At 68.1% G+C, this 22,748-nt stretch carries 23 protein-coding genes; 15 read left to right on the top strand and 8 right to left on the bottom strand.

What is annotated here, in order from left to right; all coding sequences use genetic code 11:
• Positions 1-42: 42 nt before the first annotated feature.
• The 6 genes from DB31_RS25870 to DB31_RS25845 form a co-directional block, all read right to left on the bottom strand.
• Entirely contained in the window at positions 43-993 is a 951-nt protein-coding gene (locus DB31_RS25870) for a threonine/serine dehydratase (protein WP_240486890.1), read from the bottom strand.
• 76 nt (positions 994-1,069) lie between these two features.
• Positions 1,070-1,897 carry a sterol desaturase family protein gene (locus DB31_RS25865; protein ID WP_044192366.1) on the bottom strand — a complete coding sequence of 276 codons (828 nt, stop codon included), beginning with the start codon at positions 1,895-1,897 and terminating at the stop codon, positions 1,070-1,072.
• A gap of 141 nt (positions 1,898-2,038) precedes the next feature.
• The gene (locus DB31_RS25860) at positions 2,039-2,272 is read right to left on the bottom strand and encodes a YHS domain-containing protein (protein WP_044192364.1); all 234 of its coding nucleotides are present in this window, start codon (positions 2,270-2,272) and stop codon (positions 2,039-2,041) included.
• Between the two features lie 208 nt (positions 2,273-2,480).
• Positions 2,481-3,227, bottom strand: coding sequence for a hypothetical protein (locus tag DB31_RS25855; RefSeq protein ID WP_240486889.1), 747 nt, complete (start codon positions 3,225-3,227; stop codon positions 2,481-2,483).
• 11 nt (positions 3,228-3,238) lie between these two features.
• Entirely contained in the window at positions 3,239-4,510 is a 1,272-nt protein-coding gene (locus DB31_RS25850; RefSeq protein WP_044192361.1) for a hypothetical protein, read from the bottom strand.
• A gap of 31 nt (positions 4,511-4,541) precedes the next feature.
• Positions 4,542-5,618 (bottom strand): hypothetical protein, encoded by a 1,077-nt coding sequence (locus DB31_RS25845; protein WP_240486888.1) that lies wholly within the window; start codon positions 5,616-5,618, stop codon positions 4,542-4,544.
• 64 nt (positions 5,619-5,682) lie between these two features.
• Here DB31_RS25845 and aspS point away from each other — a divergent pair, with 64 nt between their 5' ends.
• Together aspS and DB31_RS25835 are read left to right on the top strand one after the other, a co-directional pair.
• Positions 5,683-7,509: an aspartate--tRNA ligase gene (gene aspS, locus DB31_RS25840; RefSeq protein WP_044192360.1), complete on the top strand. Its 1,827-nt coding sequence runs from the start codon at positions 5,683-5,685 to the stop codon at positions 7,507-7,509.
• Between the two features lie 57 nt (positions 7,510-7,566).
• Positions 7,567-8,397, top strand: coding sequence for a hypothetical protein (locus DB31_RS25835; protein WP_044192359.1), 831 nt, complete (start codon positions 7,567-7,569; stop codon positions 8,395-8,397).
• A gap of 124 nt (positions 8,398-8,521) precedes the next feature.
• On the opposite strand, the gene DB31_RS25830 is transcribed toward DB31_RS25835, so the two are convergent.
• Complete coding sequence (locus DB31_RS25830; protein ID WP_240486887.1) at positions 8,522-9,919, bottom strand: aminotransferase-like domain-containing protein; 1,398 nt, start codon at positions 9,917-9,919, stop codon at positions 8,522-8,524.
• A 133-nt stretch (positions 9,920-10,052) separates the two neighbouring features.
• On the opposite strand from DB31_RS25830, the gene DB31_RS25825 reads away from it, so the two are divergent.
• On the top strand, positions 10,053-10,940 hold the full coding sequence (locus tag DB31_RS25825; RefSeq protein WP_044192357.1) for a PhzF family phenazine biosynthesis protein: 888 nt from the start codon (positions 10,053-10,055) through the stop codon (positions 10,938-10,940).
• Positions 10,941-10,956: 16 nt separating this feature from the next.
• Here DB31_RS25825 and DB31_RS25820 read toward each other — a convergent pair whose 3' ends face one another.
• Positions 10,957-11,814, bottom strand: a complete 858-nt coding sequence (locus DB31_RS25820) for a hypothetical protein (RefSeq protein ID WP_157232169.1) — start codon at positions 11,812-11,814, stop codon at positions 10,957-10,959.
• 217 nt (positions 11,815-12,031) lie between these two features.
• On the opposite strand from DB31_RS25820, the gene DB31_RS25815 reads away from it, so the two are divergent.
• The 12 genes from DB31_RS25815 (at position 12,032) to DB31_RS25760 (ending at position 22,650) form a co-directional block, all read left to right on the top strand.
• Entirely contained in the window at positions 12,032-12,859 is an 828-nt protein-coding gene (locus DB31_RS25815) for a TadE family protein (RefSeq protein ID WP_044192353.1), read from the top strand.
• 40 nt (positions 12,860-12,899) lie between these two features.
• Positions 12,900-14,516, top strand: a complete 1,617-nt coding sequence (locus tag DB31_RS25810) for a TadE/TadG family type IV pilus assembly protein (protein ID WP_157232168.1) — start codon at positions 12,900-12,902, stop codon at positions 14,514-14,516.
• Between the two features lie 8 nt (positions 14,517-14,524).
• Positions 14,525-15,838, top strand: coding sequence for a hypothetical protein (locus DB31_RS25805; protein WP_157232167.1), 1,314 nt, complete (start codon positions 14,525-14,527; stop codon positions 15,836-15,838).
• Positions 15,829-16,758: a hypothetical protein gene (locus tag DB31_RS25800; protein WP_044192347.1), complete on the top strand. Its 930-nt coding sequence runs from the start codon at positions 15,829-15,831 to the stop codon at positions 16,756-16,758. Before DB31_RS25805 ends, DB31_RS25800 begins: the two co-directional genes overlap by 10 nt.
• Before the next feature lie 11 nt (positions 16,759-16,769).
• The gene (locus DB31_RS25795) at positions 16,770-17,186 is read left to right on the top strand and encodes a hypothetical protein (RefSeq protein ID WP_044192346.1); all 417 of its coding nucleotides are present in this window, start codon (positions 16,770-16,772) and stop codon (positions 17,184-17,186) included.
• Entirely contained in the window at positions 17,176-17,373 is a 198-nt protein-coding gene (locus tag DB31_RS25790; protein WP_044192345.1) for a hypothetical protein, read from the top strand. The genes DB31_RS25795 and DB31_RS25790 overlap by 11 nt, the downstream gene beginning before the upstream one ends.
• A gap of 94 nt (positions 17,374-17,467) precedes the next feature.
• Positions 17,468-18,547: a hypothetical protein gene (locus tag DB31_RS25785; protein WP_044192343.1), complete on the top strand. Its 1,080-nt coding sequence runs from the start codon at positions 17,468-17,470 to the stop codon at positions 18,545-18,547.
• A gap of 42 nt (positions 18,548-18,589) precedes the next feature.
• A complete protein-coding gene (locus DB31_RS25780) occupies positions 18,590-19,852 on the top strand; it encodes an O-antigen ligase family protein (RefSeq protein WP_044192342.1) in 1,263 nt (420 codons plus the stop codon).
• Positions 19,849-20,772, top strand: coding sequence for a diacylglycerol/lipid kinase family protein (locus DB31_RS25775; RefSeq protein ID WP_044192340.1), 924 nt, complete (start codon positions 19,849-19,851; stop codon positions 20,770-20,772). The genes DB31_RS25780 and DB31_RS25775 overlap by 4 nt, the downstream gene beginning before the upstream one ends.
• Before the next feature lie 183 nt (positions 20,773-20,955).
• Complete coding sequence (locus DB31_RS25770; protein WP_044192338.1) at positions 20,956-22,020, top strand: DUF72 domain-containing protein; 1,065 nt, start codon at positions 20,956-20,958, stop codon at positions 22,018-22,020.
• A 50-nt stretch (positions 22,021-22,070) separates the two neighbouring features.
• The gene (locus tag DB31_RS25765) at positions 22,071-22,361 is read left to right on the top strand and encodes a hypothetical protein (protein WP_157232166.1); all 291 of its coding nucleotides are present in this window, start codon (positions 22,071-22,073) and stop codon (positions 22,359-22,361) included.
• Positions 22,300-22,650, top strand: a complete 351-nt coding sequence (locus DB31_RS25760; protein WP_044192336.1) for a Smr/MutS family protein — start codon at positions 22,300-22,302, stop codon at positions 22,648-22,650. Before DB31_RS25765 ends, DB31_RS25760 begins: the two co-directional genes overlap by 62 nt.
• The last annotated feature ends 98 nt before the right edge of the window (positions 22,651-22,748 follow it).

Genomic DNA, 22,748 nt, shown 5'->3' with positions numbered 1-22,748 from the left:
TGGGCTCAGCCTGTCAGGGGCGCGCTGTAGCGTCCTGACGGTTCAGGTGAAGAGGGCCGCCAGCTTGCTCAGCTCCACGTTGGCGCCGCAGAGCAGCACGCCCACCCGCTCACCCGGCTTGGGCCGGTACGCTCCGGACAGCAGCGCCGCCAGGGCCGTCGCGCCCCCCGGCTCCGAGGCCAGGCGCCAGTCCCGCCAGAGCGTCCGCTGCGCCTCCCGGATCGCCTCGTCCTTCACCAGCGCCACGTGATCCACCGCCGCCTTCGCGAGGGTGAAGACAAGCTCCCCCGTGTTGCGCGCCCCCAGGGAGTCCGCCGCGATCGACTCCACCGTGACGTCCACCGGGCGCCCGGCCTCGAGCGACGCGTGCAGCGCCCGGGAGCCCTCGGGCTCCACGCCCACCACCCGGACGCCTCGCCCCGCCCAGGCGCTCGCGATGCCCGCGATCAGCCCTCCGCCGCCCACCGCCACCAGCACCGTGTCGAGCCCCGGCGCGTCCTCCTCCCACTCCAGTGCCACCGTGCCCTGGCCCTGGATGGTGGGCACCGCGTCGTACGCGTGGATGGACAGCGCTCCGGACTCCGCGATGTACGTGCCACAGGCGCTCAGGGCGTCGGCGTAGCGCTGGCCGCCGATGACGACCTCGGCCCCGAAGCGGCGGATGATCTCCACCTTCGCCGGGCTGGAGATCTCCGGCACGAAGATGCGCGCCGGGATGCCCAGCTGCTTCGCCGCGTACGCCACCGCCGCCCCGTGGTTGCCTCCCGACGCCGCCGCCACTCCCGCCTTGGGGATCGGCTGGGTCAGCAGCGTGTTGAAGGCCCCGCGCGGCTTGAACGAGCCCGCGTGCTGGAACAGCTCGAGCTTCAGGCTCAGCGGGCCATCGTGGCCCAGCGTCCCGCTCGGCAGGTTCCAGACGGGCGTCCGGCGGATGTGAGGGCGGATGCGCTCGTGGGCGGCGCGGATGTCATCGCGGGAGACGGGCAGGGGCACAGGACTCTCCAGGGAGGGCGCCCTGTCTATCCCCGGACGCAGAACCGGCAAAGTCCCATCCGCGCCAGCCGCCGGGTCAGGCCGCCTTGCTTACGTCCTCGTGAGCCGGGGAGGCGAGGGCCTCCGGAGCTGGGGCCTCCGCGAGCCGCTCGCCGATGCGCGTCAGCCCCACGCCCTCGCGCGCTCGGGCGTGCACCTGCGGGTAGTCCTGGAACGCCGTGCCGAACCACCGGTCCAGCACCACCGTGAAGAGCCCGTAGTGCCCCTGGTAGCGCGCATGGTGCAGGGCGTGGAACGTGGGCGTGAAGACTAGCCGTCCCAGCCACGACGACACGAAGCGCTTGGGCAGCCACTCTGTGTTGCTGTGCCCCACCACGTTCAGCAGGTAGTTGGTGAGGATGTACGCCATGAGGCCTGCTTTCGTGATGGGCATCACCTCGATGGCCAGCAGCGCCAGCCCCATCCCACCGCCCATCAGCACCAGGCGCTCTACCAGCGAGAAGGACAGCGACGTCAGCGGTTCCGTCACCTGCGCCACGTGGTGCTGCGCGTGGAACCGGTACAGCGCCTTCGTGTGCAGCAGCCGGTGCGACACGTAGAACCACACCTCGAAGCTCACGAAGATCCACGCGTACGACAGCAGCGCCACCGGCACGCTGAAGGGCACCATCCTCGGGCCCGCGTAGTACCGGAACAGCCCCACCAGCAGCGCGTCGCAGAGCACCACCGAGATCGCCGCCTTGGCCTCGCTGCGGAGCTGCCCCGGCGCCAGCGACCGCCGGTACACCCGCCACCGCTCCGCCAGCCGCGTGCGCGCTGCAACCCATCCGAGGCCCAGCGCCGAGAGCTTGATGAAGCTCGAGATCACCAACGCCGTGCACAGCACCTTCACGAGGGGGGCCATGAGGGGCTCCTTGCCACGGCAGCATCGCCCATCATCAGGCTCGATAACAGATGCTCGCGACGACGATTCACCCGGTGGTAGGGCTGGCTCCTCCCCGGCACGGGTGAAAGGAAGGGCCCAAGAGAGGCCCACTCCGCCTGCTCAGGAGATGCCCCAGCGAACACGGCCAGGGGTCAGCAGCGCGCCGGCCCGCGCCAGCTCATTCAGCCGGAAGCGCTCGGCTTGCTTCTCGAAGGCGCTGCGGCACCGCTCCGAACAGAAGAAGTACCGGCGCTTCTTGTACTCCGTGGACGGCTGGCCCTCGGGCTCCTCCAGCTGCCGCCCACAGACTGGATCCAGGTGACGCCTATGACTCTGACTCTGTTCAGCGTTCATCACTCGCCTCCCACCGTGCGGCGTCGGCCGTACTGCCAAGCGCGATGCCCTCACCCGGGCTCAAGCTTAAGCACGGCGCGTGCCAATGGCTGGGGACGCCAAGGTTCAGCAATCCCGAGGGGAGTGAGGAGGCGGGGAAGCAGCCCCGGTGACCCGAGAGGGAAAAAACTTCCGTCTCGCTTCCATTCTCCGAGAGGGGCGCGGCCGCTCAGAAGGCCGTGCCGATGCTGCCGCCGACGAAGGTGTCGTCCATATAACCGCGGCGGAAGCGCATCAGCTCCACGCGGAAGGACAGGGCCATCTTCTCCGAGAGCCGAGGCCGGCCGCGGAAGCCCACGCCGTACTGGAGCAGGGGCTTGATGCCCTTCACCGCCGTCTGCTCCTCGCCGATGGTGAGCGAGGTGGTCTGGAAGGCGAAGCCGCCGCCCACCTGCCCGAAGACGCCGTAGTACTTCTCGGCGCCGAAGACGAACTCGTACGCGGGCGCGATGGAGAAGTAGTGGTTGCGCGAGCTGCCGTTGATGAGCGTGGTGCCGTCGCTCGCGCCCGCCATCATCCACCGCACGTCCGCCCAGAGCGTGTCGCGCAGCGGCTCGTTGTTGAGGATGCGGCCGTACTCCCAGGTGAAGCGCAGGCCGAGCCCGAACGCAGGGTCCGCGAACCGGCCGCGCGAGCTCTCCAGCAGCATCGAGCCGAGGATGAGCTCTCCGGCGAAGCCCTTGTTCGGATCGTCGTCGCCGGCCATGCGCTCGAAGTCTTCCTCCGCCTCGCGCTCGTCAGCCATGCGGCCGTAGTCCGCGGTGGGATCGTTGCTGCGGCGGGGGAGCTTCCGGGGAGCGTCCTCCGTCTCATCATCATCCGGGTAGGCCAGGGGAGCGTCGTCCTCGTCCTGAGCGAGGGCGGGTGGGGCGAAGACGAGCGCCCCGAGGATCAGGGCCAGAAGGCGTGCGTGCAAGGAAGAGGTCCTCATGGATTGATCCGGGTGCAGGTGTTGCCGCCCTGCGCCGCGGCGGGGCAGGGCAGGCCCGGGCCCACCAGATCGGCGGCGGGGACCTGCAGGTGATCGATCAGCTCGTTGCACAGCGCCGTCTTCAGCGGCACGTCCGTGACGTGCTTGATGAACACCGCGGACACGGAGGTGAGGTTGAAGTCGGTCTGGTTGCTCCCGACGAGGCTGATGAGCTGCTTGAGGCCAGGGTTGTTGGCCGTCTCGTCCGAGTAGGCGGAGACGATGGCGCGCATGAGCACCTCGCGCTGCCCGGTGCTCTCGCCGGCCTGGTAGAGCGCGCTGGCGAGGATGGAGCCCAGCTTGTACTCCAGCCCCTGGCCCGAGAACGTGCCGAGGCCCGAGTTCTGCAGCGAGTTGCGCAGGCCGAGGTCCATGCACCGGTCCGACTTGGACAGATCGCGATCGTTGCTCAGCTTGTCCTCGAACGAGGTGCGCAGGAAGCGCGGATCGCAGCCGGTGGCGCTCTTACAGGTGACGCCGTAGCCGTGGTAGTCCGCGAGGCCCTCGTCCAGCGCCTTGATGAGGTTGGCGCCCGGGCTGGTGCCCACCGCGCCCCACTCGGTGATGGGCGGAGGCAGCCGGCGCGAGCCGTACACCTTCAGGTTGAAGATCATGTGCGAGTACTCATGCGCCATGACGCCGGAGTTGATGGCCAGCGGCGCCTTCTGCAGCTCGTCGAAGGGCACCACCATGAAGGACTGCGTGGGAGCGAACCACAGCGCGTTGTCCTTGATGGGCTCCGGGTTGGAGTCCTTCAGGGTGAAGTCCGCGAAGTAGTAGACGGTGGCGGGATCCTTGCCGAAGTCCGCCTGGGGGATGTTGCCCACGGTGTTGAAGTACTCGCGGGCCTTCTCGAAGTTGTAATAGGTGGTGGCCAGGTTCCAGGTGTGGAAGTCCGCCGGCCACAGCACCCCGTCCTGCTCGATCCAGTTGGCGGTGACGGGCCGGCCATCGGACTTGATCAGCGCGTTGGCGAAGCCCTCCTCCGTCAGCGTGGGCACCTGCAGCTCCGGATCCGCGGAGTCCAGGACGATGCGGGCCCCGCCGATCAGCTTCGCGACACTCCCCTCCATGTGGATGATGTCGGTGATGGTGTTGAGGGTGACTTCCTGAGTCACGTAGCTCCCGTTTCCGGAGAGCACGAGCGCGCGGACCCTCACTGGATCCTGCGGCACGGGCTCGCACGCGGTCAGGAGGAGGAGCGCGGCGGCGATGGCTGATCGATGCATGGCCGGGGTTTTACTACGGCCGCCCGGGCATTCAGAAGGTGTACTCGGCGCCCAAAGTGGCAAGCCCGGTGGAGACGGTGCCTGCCTCCTCGGGCATGTCTGCCTGCAGGGCGACGGAGGCCCACAGCCGGACAGGCTCGCCCAGGCGGACGGTCCACCGGGTGGCCAGCAGGTGGCTCATGCCCTGGCCCGGCACGTACTGGGTGAAGGCGTAGGAGAGCTGCCCCCGGACGGTGGCGTTGAAGCGGTAGGTGACCGAGGGCCTCACGTCGAAGCGCGCCGGGGCGCTGGGCAGGCCCGCCGAGAAGTTCGCGTCCGACAGCCGGCCCGCCACGGCCGTGCCGATGTCCCGGTAGAGCTTCTCGGCGAAGAGGCGCTGGAGCTGGCGATCCTCGCCCACCTGGGCATAGCGGGCGGCCAGCGCCTGCTGCTCCTCCTCGGAGAACTGGCCGGTGCTCAGGGGATCGTCACTATAAAGGTAGAGGCCGCCGCGCAGGCCCAGCTCCCAGCTCCCCAGCAGCAGCCGCCCCCCCAGCGAGGGCCGGAACACGCCCAGCTTCTCCTCTTGGTGGAAGACGGTTCGAGCCTCCTGGCCCGTTTCCTTGGTGATGAGCGCCCGTCGCAGGGGATAGCGGGTGAGGTTCAGCCCCGCGTCCAGCCCGTACTCCACGTCCGAGAGCCCCGCGGAGTCATAACCCACCGAGAGGGCGAGCCCTTGGCTGTTGTAGGACGTCCGCGCGCCCAGCGATGGCAGCCCGAGCCGAGGAAACTCCCGGGCCAGCGGGGTGAAGGTGTTCTTGGGCAGCCCGGCGACGACGGAGCCGGACAGCATCCAGTGGTCGGAGAGGGCGTGGTCGAAGCCGAGGGAGAGCTGGTGAGTGAGGGCGGTGTCCGGCCCGGGGCGCACGCCGCTGTAGCCGAAGGTGAGAAACGTCGTGTTCTCGCGCAGCTCCACGTCGCCCAGCAGCGTCAGCGCCCGGTAGTCCTTGCTGGCGCCCAGTTCGGTGCTGAGGGTGAGCGCCTGGGCGGGCCGGGCGGCCAACGCCAGCAGGAGACAGACGCTGCCGGTCAGGAGCCGACGGCCCACCTTCCGGATTCCTTGACGCATCGTTTCCGCGCTCCATATGGTGCCGCCCCTTCTCTCTGAAACACTCCACAGCGCAGGCGGTGTCATGGCGGTCCCGTTCATTACCGAGGTCAAGCGTACCCACACTTGCGGTCAGCTCACCAAGGAACACATCGGCCAGGAGGTGGTGCTCTTTGGCTGGGTGCAGAACCGTCGAGACCACGGCGGCGCGGTCTTCATCGACTTGAGGGATCGCGAGGGGCTCACCCAGGTCGTCTTCGAGCCGGACGCCAAGGAGGCCCATGAGACGGCCGGCCAGCTCCGGTTGGAGTACTGCGTCGGTATCCGGGGCAAGGTCGTCTCTCGCGGCAAGAACGTGAACGCGAAGATGAAGACCGGTGAGATCGAGGTGAAGGCGGACGCCCTCACCATCTTCAACCGCTCCGAGCCCACGCCGTTCCTCATCGAGGACAGCATCGACACGGCGGAGGAGAAGCGCCTGGCCCACCGCTACCTGGACCTGCGCCGCAAGCCGCTGCAGCAGTCGCTGATGACGCGCTCGAAGATGAACGCGCTCACCCGCCAGTACATGGTGCAGAACGGCTTCCTGGAACTGGAGACGCCGTTCATGGGCAAGTACACGCCCGGCGGCGCGCGCAACTTCCTGGTCCCCAGCCGCCTCAACCCCGGCAAGTTCTACGCCCTGGCCGAGAGCCCGCAGCTCTACAAGCAGCTGTTCATGGTGGCGGGCTTCGAGCGCTACTTCCAGATAGTCAAGTGCTTCCGCGACGAGGACCTGCGCCTGGACCGGCAGCCGGAGTTCACGCAGATCGACGTGGAGATGAGCTTCGTCACCCAGGATGACGTGTTCACGATCATCGAGGGGCTCATCAAGAAGCTGTGGAAGGAAGTCCTGGACGTGGACGTGCCCACGCCGTTCATGCGGATGGACTTCTACGAGTCCATGGACAAGTACGGCAACGACAAGCCGGACCTGCGCTTCGGGCTGGAGCACGTGGTGCTGACGGACCTCATCCGCGAGCACGGCGAGGGCGGCGGCGTGCCCCTGCTGCACGAGGCGGTGCAGAACAAGGGCATCGTCAAGGCGATGGTGCTCCCAGTGGCCAAGCCGCTGAGCCGCGCGGAGACGGACAAGCTGGAGGAGTTCGCCAAGCAGGCGGGCGCCCGCGGTCTGGCCCGCGCCAAGGTGGGCGAGGGCGGCGAGTGGACGCAGTCTCCGCTGGCCAAGACGATCAGCCCCGCGCTGCGCCATGCCATCAACGAGAAGTGCAACGCGAAGACGGGCGATCTGATCCTCTTCCAGTTCGGCCGCGAGTCGCTGGTGCACACGGTGATGGCGAACCTGCGCGTGCACGTGGCCAAGAAGCTGGGCCTCATTCCCGAGTACGGCAGCGGCGGCCAGTGGCGCTTCCTGTGGGTCGTGAACCCGCCGCTCTTCGAGTACGACGAGGAGACCAAGACGTGGGCCGCGGCGCACCACGCCTTCACGCGCCCGCACGACGGGGACGTACAGTACCTGCTCACGGATCCGGGCCGCGTGAAGTGCCACCGGTATGACGTGGTGCTCAACGGCTTCGAGATCGGCGGCGGCTCCATCCGTCTGCACGACCCGAAGGTCCAGTCCGAGGTGTTCAAGGCCTTGGGCATCAGCGACGAGGAGGCCCGGACGAAGTTCGGCTTCCTGCTGGACGCGCTCAAGTTCGGCGCGCCTCCGCACGGGGGGATCGCGCTGGGCATGGACCGTCTGGCCATGCTCCTGACGGGCGCCGAGTCGCTGCGCGACGTGATCCCCTTCCCGAAGACGAAGACGGGCACGGACCAGATGACGGGCGCTCCCGGCGATGTGGACGAGCGGCAGCTCAAGGAGATCCACGTCCGCGCCGTGCCGCCTCCGTCGCAGCAGCCGAAGTAACCCAGGGCGGGTGACGGCCCGCACCGAGGGTTTGCGCCGGGCAGGAAACAGCCCGGCGTGAGCGAGGGTGTCGCATCGGGCGCGGTGCTCGGGCTAGGCTGCGCGCCCGTGTCCAGCGACAATCCGAAGACTCCCGAGGAGTTGGAAGCCGAGCGCGACGTCCTCGCGCAGCGCGCCGAGCAGACCGCCACCGCGCTCGAGAGCCTGCTGAAAGAGGCGGGTGTTCTCAGCGAGGGCTATGACCCTGGGGCGTTCGACCCCACCAGCGTGCTGCTCGACAAGTTCGAGGGCCGGCTGCAGGCCGAGGCCGCCATCCTGGAAGAGGCCTGCGACATCGTGCTCCCCGAGGTCAAGCTCGTGGCGAAGCCGATTCGTGCTGCCTTCTCCGAGCCCAGTGAGAACCTGGAGGAGCTCGAGAAGCTGTGCGGCACGCTGCCCGCGCGCCACCGCCAGGCCGATTGGCTCGACGTCCCCGCCTTCCACCTGGACGGCGCCACCAACTTCCTGGGTGCCTTCACCGATGCCCAGGACGGCGACACTGGCATCCACATGAGCAAGGCCTATTACCTGCTCGTGGATGGGCGCCTCGTCGAGGTGCATGGCGTGGGCTCGTGGGCCGTCGTGGGCACGGAGCTGCGCGACGTGCGGCGCACGATCGTCTCCTCGCGCGAGGTGACGCACAAAGAGGTCGTCACCGACGCCAACGTGGCGGACGTGTTCATGAAGCTCCGCCACTCACTGCACATGAGCCTCCAAGGGATCGAGGGCAAGCACGTTCCGGATCTGGGCGAACGCCGCGCCCGCTTCGACGAGATCGTGATGCAGTACACGTCGCTGGTGCAGCGCTTCGCCGAGGGCCTGCGCCGCGTGGGCGACAGCCCGGCCTAGCCGCTCGGGCCGTAGGTGCTGAGGCGGGCACCTGTTCGGAAATGTCGGGACTTTTAGCGCTCAAAACCCCCGACATTTCCGAACAGGTGCTCCTGAGTCCTCTTCAGGGCCGCCGGCACGCCGGTCACACGATGGTGGCGAGCGGGGCGGGTCCGCGGGTGAGGGTGTCTCGCAGACGCTGGAGCCCCTTGCGCAGCAGGGCCTGGGTGCGAGGCGCTCCGAGGCAAACGCGCACCGCCCCGGGGGCCACAGCGGGGCTCACCGCGAACACCTCGGACGCGGTGACGGACACGCCGTTCCGCCGGGCCTGGGCGCTGAAGGCCTCGCTCCTCCAGTGGGCCGGCAGCTCCATCCACAGGTGATAGGTGGGGCCTTGCGCGCTCCGTACAGCAGCCTCGCCGAGCACCTCGCGCGTCAGCGCCAGCCGTGCCTGGGCCTCCTGGCGGCGGCGCTTCACGATTTCATCCGCCGTGCCTTCCCGGATCCACCGCGCGCAGATCTCCGCTGTAAGCGGTGGCGTCATCCGAGCGGCCAGCGCCGCGCTCTCGGCCAGGCGCTCCATGCCCCGGCGCGGCGCCGCGAGGTAGCCCAGCCGCAGCCCCGGGGCCAGCAGCTTGGAGATGCCCGCGATGAAGTAGCTCGACTCCGGCACGAGCGCGCTCAGCGGTGGGGGGCGATCCTCCAGCAGCAGCCCGTGGACATCGTCCTCCAGCAGCGTGAGCCCCTGCGCTCGGATGATGGCTGCGATGCGCTCGCGCCGCTCGGGGGACATGACCGCGCCCGTGGGGTTCTGCAGGTTCGGCACGCAATAGAGGAGCTTCGCACCGCCCCGGCAGGCTGCCTCGAGCGCCTCGGGCACGAGCCCTTGTGCATCCATCGTGACGCCCTGCAGCCGCAGGTGATGCTGGCTCGCCAGGGTCTTGAGGCCCGGGTAGGTGAGGGCCTCGGTCAGCACCGTGTCGCCCGGCCGCGTGTGCGCCTTGAGCACCACCTCCATCGCGTGCTGCCCGCCCGAGCACACCACCACCTGATCCGCCGGCACCGAGAGCCCAAAGCGAGAGATCCACTCCGCGCCTGCCTCCCGGTGGAAGTGCAGCCCCGCGTGCGGCTGGTACGCCAGCAGCTCCGACAGCTCCGGTGACCGCTGGAGCGCCTCCAACGTCCGGCGCAGAGCCTCGGTCGCGGGATCTCCCTCCGGTGTCGCAGGCCAGTTGAGCCCCAGCTCGATCTGCGTGTCCTCGCCGACCACGGGCTCCGGAGCCGCCGAAGAGGGCAGGGGACGAGGCGTCGCCAGGTGCCGCACGTAGGTGCCTCGGCCCACCTCGCCACCGATGAGCCCTCGTCGCTCGGCCTCGGCGTAGGCGCGCGTGACCGTGCCCACCGTCACGCCCACCGTCTCGGCCAGCTCTCGGTGCGTGGGCAGCCGGGCACCCGGGGTCAGCCGCCCCGCCTCGATGTCCGCCGCCAGCGCATCCGCGATGGCCCGGTACAGCGGCCCCTCGCGTCCCTGAAGTTCCGGCACCCAACTTGTCATGGTGACAATGAATACAATTGACGCAGGATTGCGCGCAATGCATTTATTGTCTCAATTCAATCTCCTGATTGTGTGGAGACAATTCGGGTGGCCCAAGGCCCACCCAGGCAAGGAGCACGTCATGCAGGTCTCGATCGTCGACGCCTTCACTCGGATCCCTGGAGCCGGCAACCGTGCGGGCGTGGTGCTGGACGGGTCGGGCCTGGACACGGGGGTCATGCAGCGGATCGCCGCGGCGGTGGCGGCCTCGGAGACGGCGTTCGTCCTCTCGCGCAAGGGGGACACCGTGGTGAGCCTGCGCTACTTCACCCCCACCTCCGAGATCGACTTCTGCGGCCACGCCACCGTGGCCTCGTTCCACCTGCTGAGCGAGCGGGGCGTGCTTCCGCGCGTGGGGAACTTCCGGCTGGAGTGCGCCGCGGGGACATATGAGGTGGAGCTCGAGCCCATGGACGCGCGCCACAGCCGCGTGTGGGTGGTCACCCCGCAGTACCCCTGGCGCGAGAGCCCGCTGGCCGTGGAGGCCGTCATGCCGCTGCTGGGCGGGACGGCGGAGATGGTGGACCGCTCGCTGCCGGTGCTGGCCAATGGCCACAAGCTCTTCGTGCCGCTGCAGCGGCGCTCGGACGTGTGGGCGCTGGCGCCGAAGATCGATGCGCTGGTGGCGGCGATGGAGCCGCACGGCATCCGCGGCGTGTTCGCCTTCACCCGCGAGACGAAGGACGCCAGCAGCGTGACGCACGCGCGCTACTTCGTGCCGGGGTTCGGCATCATCGAGGATCCGGTGACGGGCTCGGCCCACGGGCCGCTGGCCGCCTACCTGGTGAACCACGGGGTGCTCAAGCTGCCAGAAGCGGGCGGCACGTCGCACGTGCGTGCCGAGCAAGGGGACGCCATCGGCAAGCCGGGCCGCGTGGAGCTCGAGGTGAAGGGGCGCTCGGGGGCGCTGGAGCGGGTGCGCATCGGCGGCGCCGCCGTCACCGTCATCGAGGGCGAGCTGCGCATCTGAGCCGCGCCTCGCGGGCCTACTTCTTGGGCGCGTCCGGCTCCGTGGGGAAGGGGGGAGGCGTTGGCACGCCGTAGGGCAGGGGCTGTCCCACATCCATCTCCTTCCCACACCGGAAGAGCATGTCGCTGCTCTTCGTGTGGAGCTTCTGGAGGCGTTCGCGCACCTGGGGGGCGATGGGGGACTTGGGGAACGCCTTCAGGAAGGCCTCGAAGCCTGCATCCACGACCTCTGGCGTCCCGCAGACGCAGGTGGCCGCCAGCATGGCCTGCTCCAGCCCCTGGAGTTCCTCGTTCACCGTCTCCTTATATGCGGCGGGGGCGCTCGGCTTGAACTGCGTCCAGCCCCGGTACAGCGAGATGAACTCCCGGCTGCCCAGGTGGTAGCACGCGTGCGCATCCGTGATGGGATCCACGTAGGTGCGCGCCATCCCACCCCGGAACGTCTCGTCGAGCAGCGCGAAGAAGCGGCGATCCACCTCGTTGCCGCGCTGCTTGGCCAGCTCCACGAAGAAGCGCGAGTCCGGGATGACCATGAGCGCGTCCTGCGTGCCCACATGGAAGCCCAGCAGCTGCCGCTCGAACCTTTTCTTCGGAATCTTTCCGTTCGCCAGCGCCTCGTCCCAGGCGATGACGGCCTCGAGCTGCTCCTTCGCGGCGGCCATGGCCAGGGTGTAGACGCCCTGGACGGACCCGCCCTGTCCGTTCACGAGCTTCTGCAGACCCTGCAAGTAGGCCACGCGGGCCGGCAGCTCCGGCTTCTTGTCCTGGGCGGGGGCGGCTTCGGGGGGAGGGGCTCCCTGGCTCCAGGCCAGGGTGGGCATCAGCGCCAGTAGCAGGCAGCTCCTCCGCCACAGGCTCCATCGGTTCTGTTGCATGGGCACGTCTTGGGTCTCCTCCTGCATCCTACCTGGGAGCCTGCCCCCTGGGCGTGCGGCTTGATCACACCCCCCTTTAGGGGTTTTCCCAAGCCCCGGTAGACTCTCGTTTTCCGAGAGAGAAAGTGTCCTCTAGAAAGCGGCAAGTTGACCGATAGTTCGAGGGGCCTGCAACCGTCAGTCTTCCAACATGGTGGCTTTCTCCCTTCGCAGACTTATGCGCTCTACCTCCCGAGAGTCCGGTCAGGTCGCCGTCGAAGCGGCGCTGGTGATGCCGCTGTTCGTCTTCTTCATCCTGGGCATCTTGCAGCTGGGGCTCATCTCTCAGGCGCGGGTGATGGCCAAGTACGCAGCGTACCGCGCCGCGCGCGTGGGCGCGATGAACAACGCGGACCCGGATGCCATCGAGGCGGCGGCCATCCTCCACTTGCTGCCGGTGCTGGTGAACAGCCAGGAAGTCATCATGCCGACCAGCTCCGCGACGGAGGTGGTCTCCAAGTTCATGCAGCACAACACGATCGCCAACATCATTCCGGGCGGTGGCAAGCTGGTGAAGGCGGTGATCTGCTCGCCGCTGAGGGATGACCTGGCCGGCGGTGGCTCGCACTCCATTGGCAACGCGGGCATCACGTCGCGCGGCGGCAGGGGCAACGACAACGAGGTGGACTTCGACGATCCGCGCAACCAGGCCTCGCCCGAAGACTTCACCTCGGGCGGCGACAGCTTGCGGCGCTTCAAGCGCACGCGCCTGGTGGTGCAGGTGCAGCTGATGTACCGGATGCCCATTCCCTTCGCGAACTGGGTGATCGTGAAGTCGTACCTGGGCACCAACGTGCCTTCGGTGCTGATGATGCCCAACAAGAACGGCACGCCGAGGTCCGGTGCGGGCCAGGTGGGCCAGGTTTATGCGGCGGAGGCCGCGGGCGCGTACGTGCTGCCGATCAACGTCAGCTACGCCATGCGCATGCAGAGCAACTTCTTCAAGCGCAGGTTCGCCCTTCCCGCCCAGAACCGCTGCGTCAGCTACGGCAACCGGAACGGCTAGCCCTGCCGCTCCCCGACGAATTCCTTCGAGGTTCCGACTTATGACACTCAACACCCTCTACCGACGAGCTGCCCGCCGCGGACAGTCCCGCGGGCAGATGATCATCCTGGGCGCCGTGTCGCTGCTGGTGCTGGCGCTCATCGTCTTCATCACCTTCAACGTGACGATCGCGGTTCAGCAGCGCATCAAGCTGCAGAACTACGCGGACTCGAAGGCCTTCTCCATGGCCGTGGCGGAGGCCCGCACGCTCAACTACCTGGCGTACACCAACCGCGCCATCGCCTCGGCCTACGTGGGCATGGCCAACGTGCACGCGTACATGTCCGAGGCCGCCATGCTGGCGGACCTGAAGCTGGGCGGCGCCACCATCATGAGCGCCATCGCCGGGCAGGAGTACAACCTGTGCATGTGCTGCTGCACGCCGTTCGGGTGCGCGCCCTGCTGCTTCAACCACTGCATCGACGCGTTCGAGGCGGAGATGAACGCGCTGGGCCTCACCATCGACTGGATCTCCGGTGACATGGCCGGGAAGCTGTCCCAGCTGGACGGCCCGGCCTCCAACGCCACCAACGCGCTGAACAACCACATCAACCAGATGCGGATCTCGCAGACGGCGGCTCGCACGGCGGTGGTGGCCCTGCTGACCTCGGGCACCTTCGGCGACCTGAAGAAGAGCAACATGCAGAAGGCGGACACCGTGACGCAGGACGACACGATGCTCAGCGCCGCCAACCTCCAGCAGTGGAACCGGGCCTTCAACAGCAACACGAACCAGAAGAAGCAGATCATGACGGAGGTGGTGAACGCCTCCCGTCAGGACTTCGCGTGGAACCGCTCTGGACCCATGGGCGCGCCCATCACCCCCATGCTCTTCCCGCAGCTGAGCCAGCGCGTGAAGTCCTCCACCATCTGGATGGGGCCCACGGGCACCTGGACCATCACCCAGACGCCGGACGTGAGCTTCCTGGCCGGTGGCCGCACGGGCGCCGCCGCCGGCGCCTTCGGCATGGCCTTCACGGGAGACGTGGGAGCCAACCAGGCGGGCGCGGTGATCTCCTCGTTCGACTGGGGCAACCTGGCCGGCCAGTGGAAGCACGGCGCCAGCACCTCGACGCTGCCCATGCTGGGCCCCATCTCCCCGGGCAACCTCTCCTCGGGGCAGTCGGGCAACACGCACTCCGGCGGCTTCCTGGGTGACATCTTCAACAACCCGCACAGCGGCTCCAACCACGGGCAGAACCTGGACTTCTCTCGCTTCCAGGAGTTCGCCCCGAGCGGCTCGTTCCCCTTCAACCAGCCGGCCGTGTACGCGGGGGCCAGCACGGACGCGCGCGTCAACGAGTATGGCCAGCGCGGCCCGTGGGAGGTGGCCAAGGATCAGTCGGGCACCGTGAAGGTGACGAACGTGGGTCCTCAGGAGGCCAAGCTGACGCTGTCCAACAACAACCGTTCGAAGGCCTTCTCCAAGGCCATGGTCTACTACCACCGCATCGGTGACTGGTCGGACTACCCCAACATGTTCAACCCCTTCTGGCGCGCCAAGCTCCAGCCCATCACCACCCAGGAGATTGGCATGGTGATGGCGGTGGACAGCAACGCGGGCCAGGTGGTCGGCGGTGCCATGGGCGTCAACAAGAGCGCCGTCAACGTCGAGTGAGGATCTCCATGCTTACCGCACACACGATTGTTGCCCGTAGGAAGGCGGCCCGGCGCACGCGCGGCGGCGCCATGGTGGAGTTCGTCCTCCTCAACATCGTCCTCATCCCCCTGTTCCTGTACGCCATCTTCCTGATGGACGCGGCCTACCTGAAGCTGGACCTGCAGGAGACCGTGGTGTCGGGGGTCTGGGACTTCTCGCAGCGCAACTCCGAGCCCCCCGGCTTTGGCGGCATGGGCCCGGGCGCGCCCAAGAGCCACCAAGAGAACAATGACAACGAGGTGCAGGCCTCCGCGAAGGCCGTGCGCGTGGCGTATGCGGACCACACCTCCGCCTTCGATGACGGCGCGGAGAACAACCAGAGCAGCGAGTACGGGCAGCAGTCGTACTTGACGGGCAACGGTGATGGCTCGCAGGCCCCGTCGATCCAGGGCCACCAGAAGCACCACACGGGCTTCGGCGCTCACTACTCGTTCCGCTTCGAGAACGGCCCGGACACCCAGTTCGAGTGCGCGCTGAGCAGTGACACGGGCTGGAACCCGGATCCGAACTTCCAGGGCTTTGGCAGCTCCGGCTACACCGCGGGCGCCGAGGTGAAGTGCGAGGCCACCGGCTTCATCTACAACTACATCATCCCGGAGACCTTCCTGCAGGAGTTCTCCAAGGTGAAGATGGCGGACAAGCAGTTGAAGCACCGCAAGAACAACACCGGCAAGGGCGCGCACGAGTGGCAGGACGACGGCGCGAGCGTCACCACGGACAACATTGTCGCGTACGAGACGGCGGGCATCAGCTTCAACACCTGGGCGCTGCGCAACGGCGCCAAGAACGCGGACAACTACACCCCGAGCAACTACGACAGCGCCAACCTGAGCAATGCGGATCTGCGCGCGCCGACGGCGGGCATCCCGCTGCCTGTGAGCGGGGGCAGCCCCGAGGCCAACCCGTTCTTCCGCCGCGTGCAGTACATCTACACGATGAATGGCACGGCGGCGGCCACCTACGGCCAGCTGACGGCCGCGGCCAGCAACCTCATGTCCCGCGCCAACAGCAACAAGATCATGCTGGTGCAGAACATGCCGGCGGGGACGATGAGCGGCGGAATGCTGCCCAACATCATGGGCGTGCACGTGACGGCGCGCTACGATCCCAACAGCAGCGGCGCCAACTCGCGTTCGCAGACCAAGCCCGGCTTCTTCGGCAGCGACAAGTTCCAGTCCACGCCGTACTCGGGCGCCAACAACACCTACCAGAGCATGGCCAACGCCCGTGGGCTTTACTACATGGGCTGCCGCAACCCGGAGAATCCCGATTGCTTCTGAAGTCCTTCACCCTGGCTGCCGCCCTGCTGGTGGCTGCCCCGTCATTCGCCGGTGGGGCGGCTAGCGCCCCGGCGGCTTCTGTGTCCAAGGCCTCGGCGGCTCCGGCGGCCGCGGCCTCCTCGCAGCCTCCGGCCGCGGAGGGCGGATCGTGCTCCGCCTGTGGCGCGCCCGGAGGTGGTGGCACCTGCGCCGCTCCCCAGCCGGGGACGGCGTCGCAGATGTCCGACGAGGAGTGGAAGGCGCACGTGGCCAAGCAGTTCGCCGCGGCCCAGGAGGAGCAGCCCGAGCCTCCAGATCCGGATCCGTTCTCGTTCAGCGTCTATCGAGGGCTGCGTCCCGAGCCCATGGGCGAGCAGACGATCATCAACGGGGCGAAGATGAACATCGCCACGCTGATCGTCGACGACGCTCCCGCGGTGGTGGAGAAGGCGTACTTCGAGACGTTCGAGCGGATGGGCTTCCGGCCGCTGGTGGGCAACGTGCCGCACTCGCCTGGGGTTCGCTACCTGAGCTTCCGGCCCACCAGCAGCAAGAACCTGAAGACGGTGACGCTGGTGCCCAACCGCACCGGCACCGTCATCCTGGCCTCGGTGGGCAACCCGGAGAACATCCTCATCCAGAAGCCGCAACTGCCGGATGGGCTGCCGGTGCCGGCCAACGCGCAGGCCGCCTCCTCCATCCAGCAGATGGAGCCGGGCGCTACCTCGCGCACGGCCTTCTTCTTGGTGAAGGACGCCTCGCCCGAGAGCGTGCGCGAGTTCTACCGCAAGCAGCTGCCCCAGCACGGCTACGCCCCCATGGGAGGCAGCGCCCAGCAGGACTCTGAGACTTATGAGAAGAATGGGGGACTGCTGACGCTGACCGCCAAGTCCCACACCGAGCCCAATACCGTCGCCGTGAGCCTTGTCTGGCTCCAGTAGAGGAGACACCTTTGAACGCCCTTCGAATCATCGCCCTGAGCGTGCTGCTGGCCTCTGGCGGCGCCCTGGCCCAAACGGGCCCGAAGAAGCCGCTGACCGAGAAGCAGCAGAAGCAGATGCCCAACATCCCCGAGTCGCCGCTCACGGAGGCCGACCGGCCGAAGACGTGCGCCGACCAGTGCAAGGTCATCGAGAAGGTGATGGTGGACCCGTGCAAGAAGTCCGCGGGCTCCAACAAGCAGGCCCAGCAGATGTGCTCCAACAACGCCAAGCAAGTGGTGGACGCCTGCTACGGCAGTTGCAAGGAGAAGGGCCGCGTGGACAAGCAGTACATGATGGAGCGCATCAAGCCGCCGGCGGGGTATCAGGCGGCCAAGGACGCCGCGGCGAAGAACGGCGGCGGGGAGGGTCATGGGGATGAGCACTAAGCTTCCGGTGGTGGCTCGGCCGGCCCGCAAGCTGCGCGGCCAGGCCATGGTCGAGTACTCGGCCGTCATGTTCGCCCTGGCGATGGGCGGCGGGGTGGGCATCATCATCATCCTGCCCTCGCTGATGAACGCGCTGGACCGCTACCTGGCGGGTATCTATTTCATGCTCAACCTGGCCATCCCGTGACAGGATGGCCGGGGCGCCCATGGCCTAAGGGCCGGGGCGCCTGGGGCTCCAGGCCGGCAGGGGCCCCTCCCTGCCTCGAGGAGTCTCTCTCTCCATGAACCGCTCTCGTTTTCTCGCTGCCGCGCTGGCCCTGGTGGGGCTGCTCGGCGCCGCCGAAGTGCGTTCGGCTTCCAGTGATCAGCAGAGCCGCCTGAAGTCGTTCCAGGACAAGGCCCAGAAGGAGCGCCAAGCGCAGAAGCTGGACCGCAAGGCTCTCTTCGCCAAGTACCCCACGCCCGAGATCGCGTTGGTGACCGCTGGCGGCGGCGGCTCGCCGGATGAGCCGCCCAAGTCGAAGGGCAAGGGTGGGGGGGCCGCGGGCGGCAGCGCTCCGGGGGGCTCTCCGGGCGGCGCGGCGGGCTTCGTCGCCGTGGGCACCGAGGCAACCCTCTCCGCCACGGGCCGCTTCCTGCCCGGCTCTCTGTCCACCGTGGAGTGCCAAGGCGTGGAGGTGATCTCGGAGAAGATCACCGAGAGCAACGCCGAGGTGCGGGTGAAGGTGACGACCGCGGCTCCGGCGGGGCCGTGTGATCTGCGCATCATCTCCCCGGTGAGCCTGGCGTCCGCGCGGCGGGTCGCGTTCCGGGTGATTGGCAACTACAACTGGGAGCTGTCGCTCGCCAACGGCTGGAAGGCGCGCATGAAGACGGCGGCCAAGCCGGACACGGACCTCATCTCTGGAACCTCCGATTGGTTCGACAAGGGCGGCAAGTCCCTGGGCTCCCGCGAAGTGAAGGTGGAGCGGACGTTCGACGGCTACCAGGTGACCGTGCAGCGGACGGCGGAGGAGCAGGCCGCCTCGGATCAGGCGATGAACGAGTCCGGCAAGGCGTTCAAGAGCCAGGACAACCAGCAGGCCGCAGCGGCCATCCAGGCGAAGATGCAGGCCGAGTGCATGAAGCTCCCGCCGGCCCAGATGGGTGGCTGCATCCAGAAGTACACGGCGGAGATGACGGCGCTCTCGCAGCGCGTGCAGACCCAGTCGCAGGCGGGTGAGAAGAAGGCGATCGCCTCCGCCGTGGGCTGCCAGGCTCTGCAACTGGCGGTGAACGAGGGCAAGGTGACGGGCCGGGGCACCAACTGTGGCGCGCCGGGTGAGGTGAACGTCACCGGCACGGTCACGGCCACGAAGTAGCCGCGAGCCCCTCGGGGCTCCGTTTCGGGAGAGAGGCGCTTCATGCGTGGAGCGGTAGGGGAGCGCCTCTCCCGATGGCTCGTCCCCGCGCTCATTGTCGCGGTGACGTTCGCGGTCGCGCCCGGAGGCGAGGCTCCGTTCTCCGGCGTGAAGACGGGCCTGCTGCTGGCGGGCTCCGTCGTGCTGCTGCTCCAGAGCGTCTGGATGCCGGCCGCTGGGCCCGCGGCGCTCGCTCCGAGGGTGTTGGCCGGGCTGTGGCTCGGCACGCTCGCGCTCTCCGCGTTGCTGGGGCCCGCGGCGGTTCCCGGAGGGATGTGGCTGGAGGCCGCAGCGGGGCTGGTGGTCCTGGCACTGCTCCAGGCGCCGCCTCCATGGGCTCCGGTATTCCGCGCCATCGCGGGAGCGGGGACGGGGCTCGCGCTGGTGGCGGGGCTCCAGGCGCTTGGGGCGGATCCCTTTCTATGGATGGGGTGGGCCGGGGCGCATCCCGGCGAGCGGATGCGCATCTACGGCACGCTCGGCAACCCGGACTTCGTGGCCGCATACCTGGGCGCGAGCCTCTGTGTCACCGTGGGCGAGGCTGTCTCCGCAGAGCGGACGATGGTCCGCAGAGGGTGGATTGCCGCCGCCGTGCTTCAGCTCTGCGCGCTGGCCTCGACTCGCTCCTGGGGCTCGTTGCTCGCACTGGGAGCCGCGGCTCTGAGCCTGCTGTGGAGCCGTGCGCCCACTCCGAAGGTTGGGCTGGAACAGGGGAGGAGGGGACGGCGGTGGGGCTTCATGCTGGCGGCGGTGGCCGCAGGGGCGCTCTTGCTGCTCTCCGCCTCGGGACGCTCGCCCAGCGCCGCGCTCGCGGGTCGGCGCTATCTCTGGGGCGTCGCCGCTCCGCATGTGCTGGACGCGCCCGTGTTCGGTCACGGGCCGGGGAGCTTCGAGGTGCTCTGGCCCCTGTGGGAGGCGGAGTACTGGTCGGCGCGAGAGGACTCCTCGGAGAAGGAGCGCTTTGCCGCGCTGCAGGATCACGCGCACCTCGACTACCTCGAGTGGCTCCTGGAGCTGGGGCTCGTGGGCACTGCACCGAGGCTCCTGCTGCTGCTGGCAGCCCTGCGCGCGGCGCGTCAGGCTCCGGACGCGAGAGGTCGAGCTGCTCTGGCCGCCCTGGTAGCCCTGGCCGCCCGAGCGCTCGTGGACTTTCCCCTCGCGCGTCCCGCCGAGCTCTGCCTCTTCGCGGTCCTGCTCAGTGTCCCGGTTGATTCGGAGTATGGTACCGGCCCTCATCAGTCAGGCAGGAGGAGAGGGGCAGCATGAAGACGTTCCTCGTGGTCAACCCGCGCAGCGCTGGCGGTGCCACCGGCAAGCGCTGGGCGGAACTGTCCGCCAAGGTGAGCCGGGCCCTGGGCGAGTTCGGGCATGAGTTCACCTCGGGGGCGATGGATGCGGCACGCATCGCCCGCAGGGCGCTCCAGGATGGCTACGAGTGCGTCGTCGCGGTGGGCGGGGACGGGACCATCAACGAGGTGGTCAACGGCTTCTTCCACGAAGGCAAGGCCCTCAACCCGAACGCGGCGCTGGGCGTCATCCCTCGTGGCACGGGTGGCGACTTCCGCCGGGCGTTCGGGTGGGACCTGGAACTGGACGCGGCGCTGACGCGGCTGCGCACGGAGAAGACGGAGCCCTTTGACGTGGGGCTCGTGGAGTTCATCAACCACGAGGGCAAGCAGGACCGGCGCTACTACGCGAACATCGCCTCGCTGGGGGTGAGCGCGTTCGTGGCCAACGAGGTGAACAAGAGCAGCAAGTCACTGGGCGGCAACACGGCCTTCGTGTGGGGCACGGTGAAGGGCATGTTCCGGTTCGATCCGCCCACGGTGAAGCTCAAGGCGAACGGTGGGGACGAGATGGTGCTCCCCGTCAACGTGGTGGCGGTGGCCAACGGCCGCTACTTCGGCAGTGGCATGAACGTGGCGCCGGATGCGCTCACGTACGATGGGCTCTTCGATGTGACGATCTGGTCCGGCTACACGCTGAGCACGTTCCTCTTCAAGTCCAAGGGCGTCTACAGCGGCGAGCACGTGACGTGGAAGGGCACGAAGCGGCTGCAGTGCCACTCCTTCGAGGCGGAGAGCGCGGACGGCCGCGAGGTCCTCATCGAGGTGGATGGAGAGGTTCCGGGCCGGCTGCCCGCGAAGATGACGGTGCTGCCCGGCGCCATCCGCCTCAAGGTGTAACCCCCCGGCGCACTCCAAAGGCAAGGGAACTCGGCTGCCCCGTGCCCAGGCGGCCTACGTCAGGAGTTGGGCAAAGCGAACCCTACCTGGTGCATTCTATCCGTGCAGGCGTTATCTCGCGCCTTCACGGGCTGCCGGGCTGTCTCCGGTGGCCAGGTGCCCAGCCTTCCGTAGGAGCCGCTCATGTCCCAACGAGGACCCTCTCAGCTCGATCTCTTCACCGGCGCCGTGTCCGAGACACCGGGGCGCCGCTCGCGCAAGGCGGAGCCGGTGGGCCCCGCGCCCGTGCCGGACCTCGTGCGCGCCCTGGGAGAGCACCTGCCCCACGGGGTGTACCTGGGCACCTCTTCGTGGGCCTTCCCGGGCTGGTCGGGCATCGTCTACGACCGGGAGGCTGCGGCATCGACACTGGCGCGGGATGGGCTCGCGGCGTACTCGCGGCACCCGGTGCTGCGCACGGTGGGAATCGACCGGACCTTCTACAGCCCCATCTCCGCCTTCACCTTCGCCGAGTACGCCGCGCAGGTGCCCGCGGACTTCCGCTTCCTCGTGAAGGCACACGAGGTGTGCACGCTCGCCCGCTACCCGCTGCACGAGCGCTACGGCGTCCACCGAGGGCAGCCCAATGATCGGTTCCTCCAGGCCAGCTACGCGGCGGACATGGTGGTGGCGCCCTTCGTGGAGGGACTGGGAGAGAAGGCCGGGCCGCTCGTGTTCCAGTTCCCTCCCCAGGACACGCGGGGCTTCGGAGGCCCGGCGCGCTTCGTCGAGCGCCTCCATGCCTTCTTCGCCGCGCTGCCTCGCGGGCCGCTGTACGCCGTGGAGGTCCGCAACGAGGAGCTGCTCACCGAGGGCTTTGCCCAGGTGCTCTCGGAACTGGGCGTGTGCCCGGTGCTCTCGGCGTGGCGCCAGATGCCTCCAGTGGTGCATCAGGCCTTACGCACCCGGGCGCTCGACTGCGCAGCCCTGGTGGCACGTTGGATGTTGCCGCCGCACCTCGGCTACGAGGAGGCCTACGCCCGCTATGCCCCGTTCAACCGGCTGGCGGACGAAGACGCTGTCACCCGCGAGGCCCTGGCCGGAATCTGCGCGGCGGCTTCGCTCAAAGGCCTGCCTTCCTTCGTGATCATCAACAACAAGGCCGAGGGCAGCGCCCCATTGTCGGCACTCAAACTAGCGGAAAGTATCGACCGGGTCCTGGCTGCGCGCCGCGATGCGTCACATGATCAAGGTGGGTCGCCGGTTTGACGCCTGGAAGACGTGGCAGGTTGTGCATGGCTCTTGCTAAGAGGGAGAGCATGAAGCCTTTGATGATGGCGGCACTCGTGGTCCAGCTGACGTCAGCCGGCGGCGCCGGTAGCGGGCGGGCGGGCGGTCCCTCTCAGGCAGGCAATACTCCGAAGGAAGTAGGAAAACATTTCTCCGCCCTGAAGACGGAGGTGACCTCGCTGAAGCAACAGTTCCGCGAGGCCCGTGAGCGCGCCCGGTTGGATGCCGAGCGCAAGCGCCGCGAAGCCGAGGGCTTCTATGAGCCGCCGACCGACCGAGCCATCGCAGCCCCCGCCTCCTCCGGAGGAAGTGCCCTCTGAGGAGGGAGCCCCCTTCGAAGACGAGGTGGTCGAAGTTCCAGTCGACGGCAATTTGGACCTGCATCTTTTTCACCCTCGCGACGTGAAGGATCTGGTCACCGAGTACCTGTGGGCCTGCCGCCAGAGGGGCATCCTCGACGTGCGGATCATCCACGGGAAGGGCACGGGCGCGCTGCGCCGCACTGTCCACGCGCTGCTCCCGAAGCTGCCCGAGGTCGAGTCCTTCCAGTCCGCCAGTGAGGCCGATGGAGGGTGGGGCGCCACGTGGGTCCGGCTGAAGGCCGGATGAACGGCGCACCTGAATTCCCTGAAAAAATGGAATTCCCAAAAGAAATGGGCTGGGAATATTCTCCCGAAGCCTCGTTCCTCTCGACGAGAGGCATGAGC

The organism is Hyalangium minutum (genome assembly GCF_000737315.1).
Taxonomy (GTDB): Bacteria; Myxococcota; Myxococcia; order Myxococcales; family Myxococcaceae; genus Hyalangium; species Hyalangium minutum.
This window is presented reverse-complemented; position numbering and strand designations above follow the sequence as displayed.

Excerpts from the sequence above, each read along its gene's own strand:
- DB31_RS25845 (WP_240486888.1), bottom strand. The coding sequence starts at position 5,618 with ATGCGTCAAGGAATCCGGAAGGTGGGCCGTCGGCTCCTGACCGGCAGC.
- DB31_RS25790 (WP_044192345.1), top strand. The coding sequence starts at position 17,176 with ATGAGCACTAAGCTTCCGGTGGTGGCTCGGCCGGCCCGCAAGCTGCGC.
- DB31_RS25810 (WP_157232168.1), top strand. The coding sequence starts at position 12,900 with ATGACACTCAACACCCTCTACCGACGAGCTGCCCGCCGCGGACAGTCC.
- DB31_RS25770 (WP_044192338.1), top strand. The coding sequence starts at position 20,956 with ATGTCCCAACGAGGACCCTCTCAGCTCGATCTCTTCACCGGCGCCGTG.
- DB31_RS25805 (WP_157232167.1), top strand. The coding sequence starts at position 14,525 with ATGCTTACCGCACACACGATTGTTGCCCGTAGGAAGGCGGCCCGGCGC.
- DB31_RS25860 (WP_044192364.1), bottom strand. The coding sequence starts at position 2,272 with ATGAACGCTGAACAGAGTCAGAGTCATAGGCGTCACCTGGATCCAGTC.
- DB31_RS25760 (WP_044192336.1), top strand. The coding sequence starts at position 22,300 with ATGAGCCGCCGACCGACCGAGCCATCGCAGCCCCCGCCTCCTCCGGAG.
- DB31_RS25865 (WP_044192366.1), bottom strand. The coding sequence starts at position 1,897 with ATGGCCCCCCTCGTGAAGGTGCTGTGCACGGCGTTGGTGATCTCGAGC.
- aspS (WP_044192360.1), top strand. The coding sequence starts at position 5,683 with ATGGCGGTCCCGTTCATTACCGAGGTCAAGCGTACCCACACTTGCGGT.
- DB31_RS25780 (WP_044192342.1), top strand. The coding sequence starts at position 18,590 with ATGCGTGGAGCGGTAGGGGAGCGCCTCTCCCGATGGCTCGTCCCCGCG.
- DB31_RS25815 (WP_044192353.1), top strand. The coding sequence starts at position 12,032 with ATGCGCTCTACCTCCCGAGAGTCCGGTCAGGTCGCCGTCGAAGCGGCG.
- DB31_RS25785 (WP_044192343.1), top strand. The coding sequence starts at position 17,468 with ATGAACCGCTCTCGTTTTCTCGCTGCCGCGCTGGCCCTGGTGGGGCTG.
- DB31_RS25775 (WP_044192340.1), top strand. The coding sequence starts at position 19,849 with ATGAAGACGTTCCTCGTGGTCAACCCGCGCAGCGCTGGCGGTGCCACC.
- DB31_RS25825 (WP_044192357.1), top strand. The coding sequence starts at position 10,053 with ATGCAGGTCTCGATCGTCGACGCCTTCACTCGGATCCCTGGAGCCGGC.
- DB31_RS25765 (WP_157232166.1), top strand. The coding sequence starts at position 22,071 with ATGAAGCCTTTGATGATGGCGGCACTCGTGGTCCAGCTGACGTCAGCC.
- DB31_RS25850 (WP_044192361.1), bottom strand. The coding sequence starts at position 4,510 with ATGCATCGATCAGCCATCGCCGCCGCGCTCCTCCTCCTGACCGCGTGC.
- DB31_RS25820 (WP_157232169.1), bottom strand. The coding sequence starts at position 11,814 with ATGCAACAGAACCGATGGAGCCTGTGGCGGAGGAGCTGCCTGCTACTG.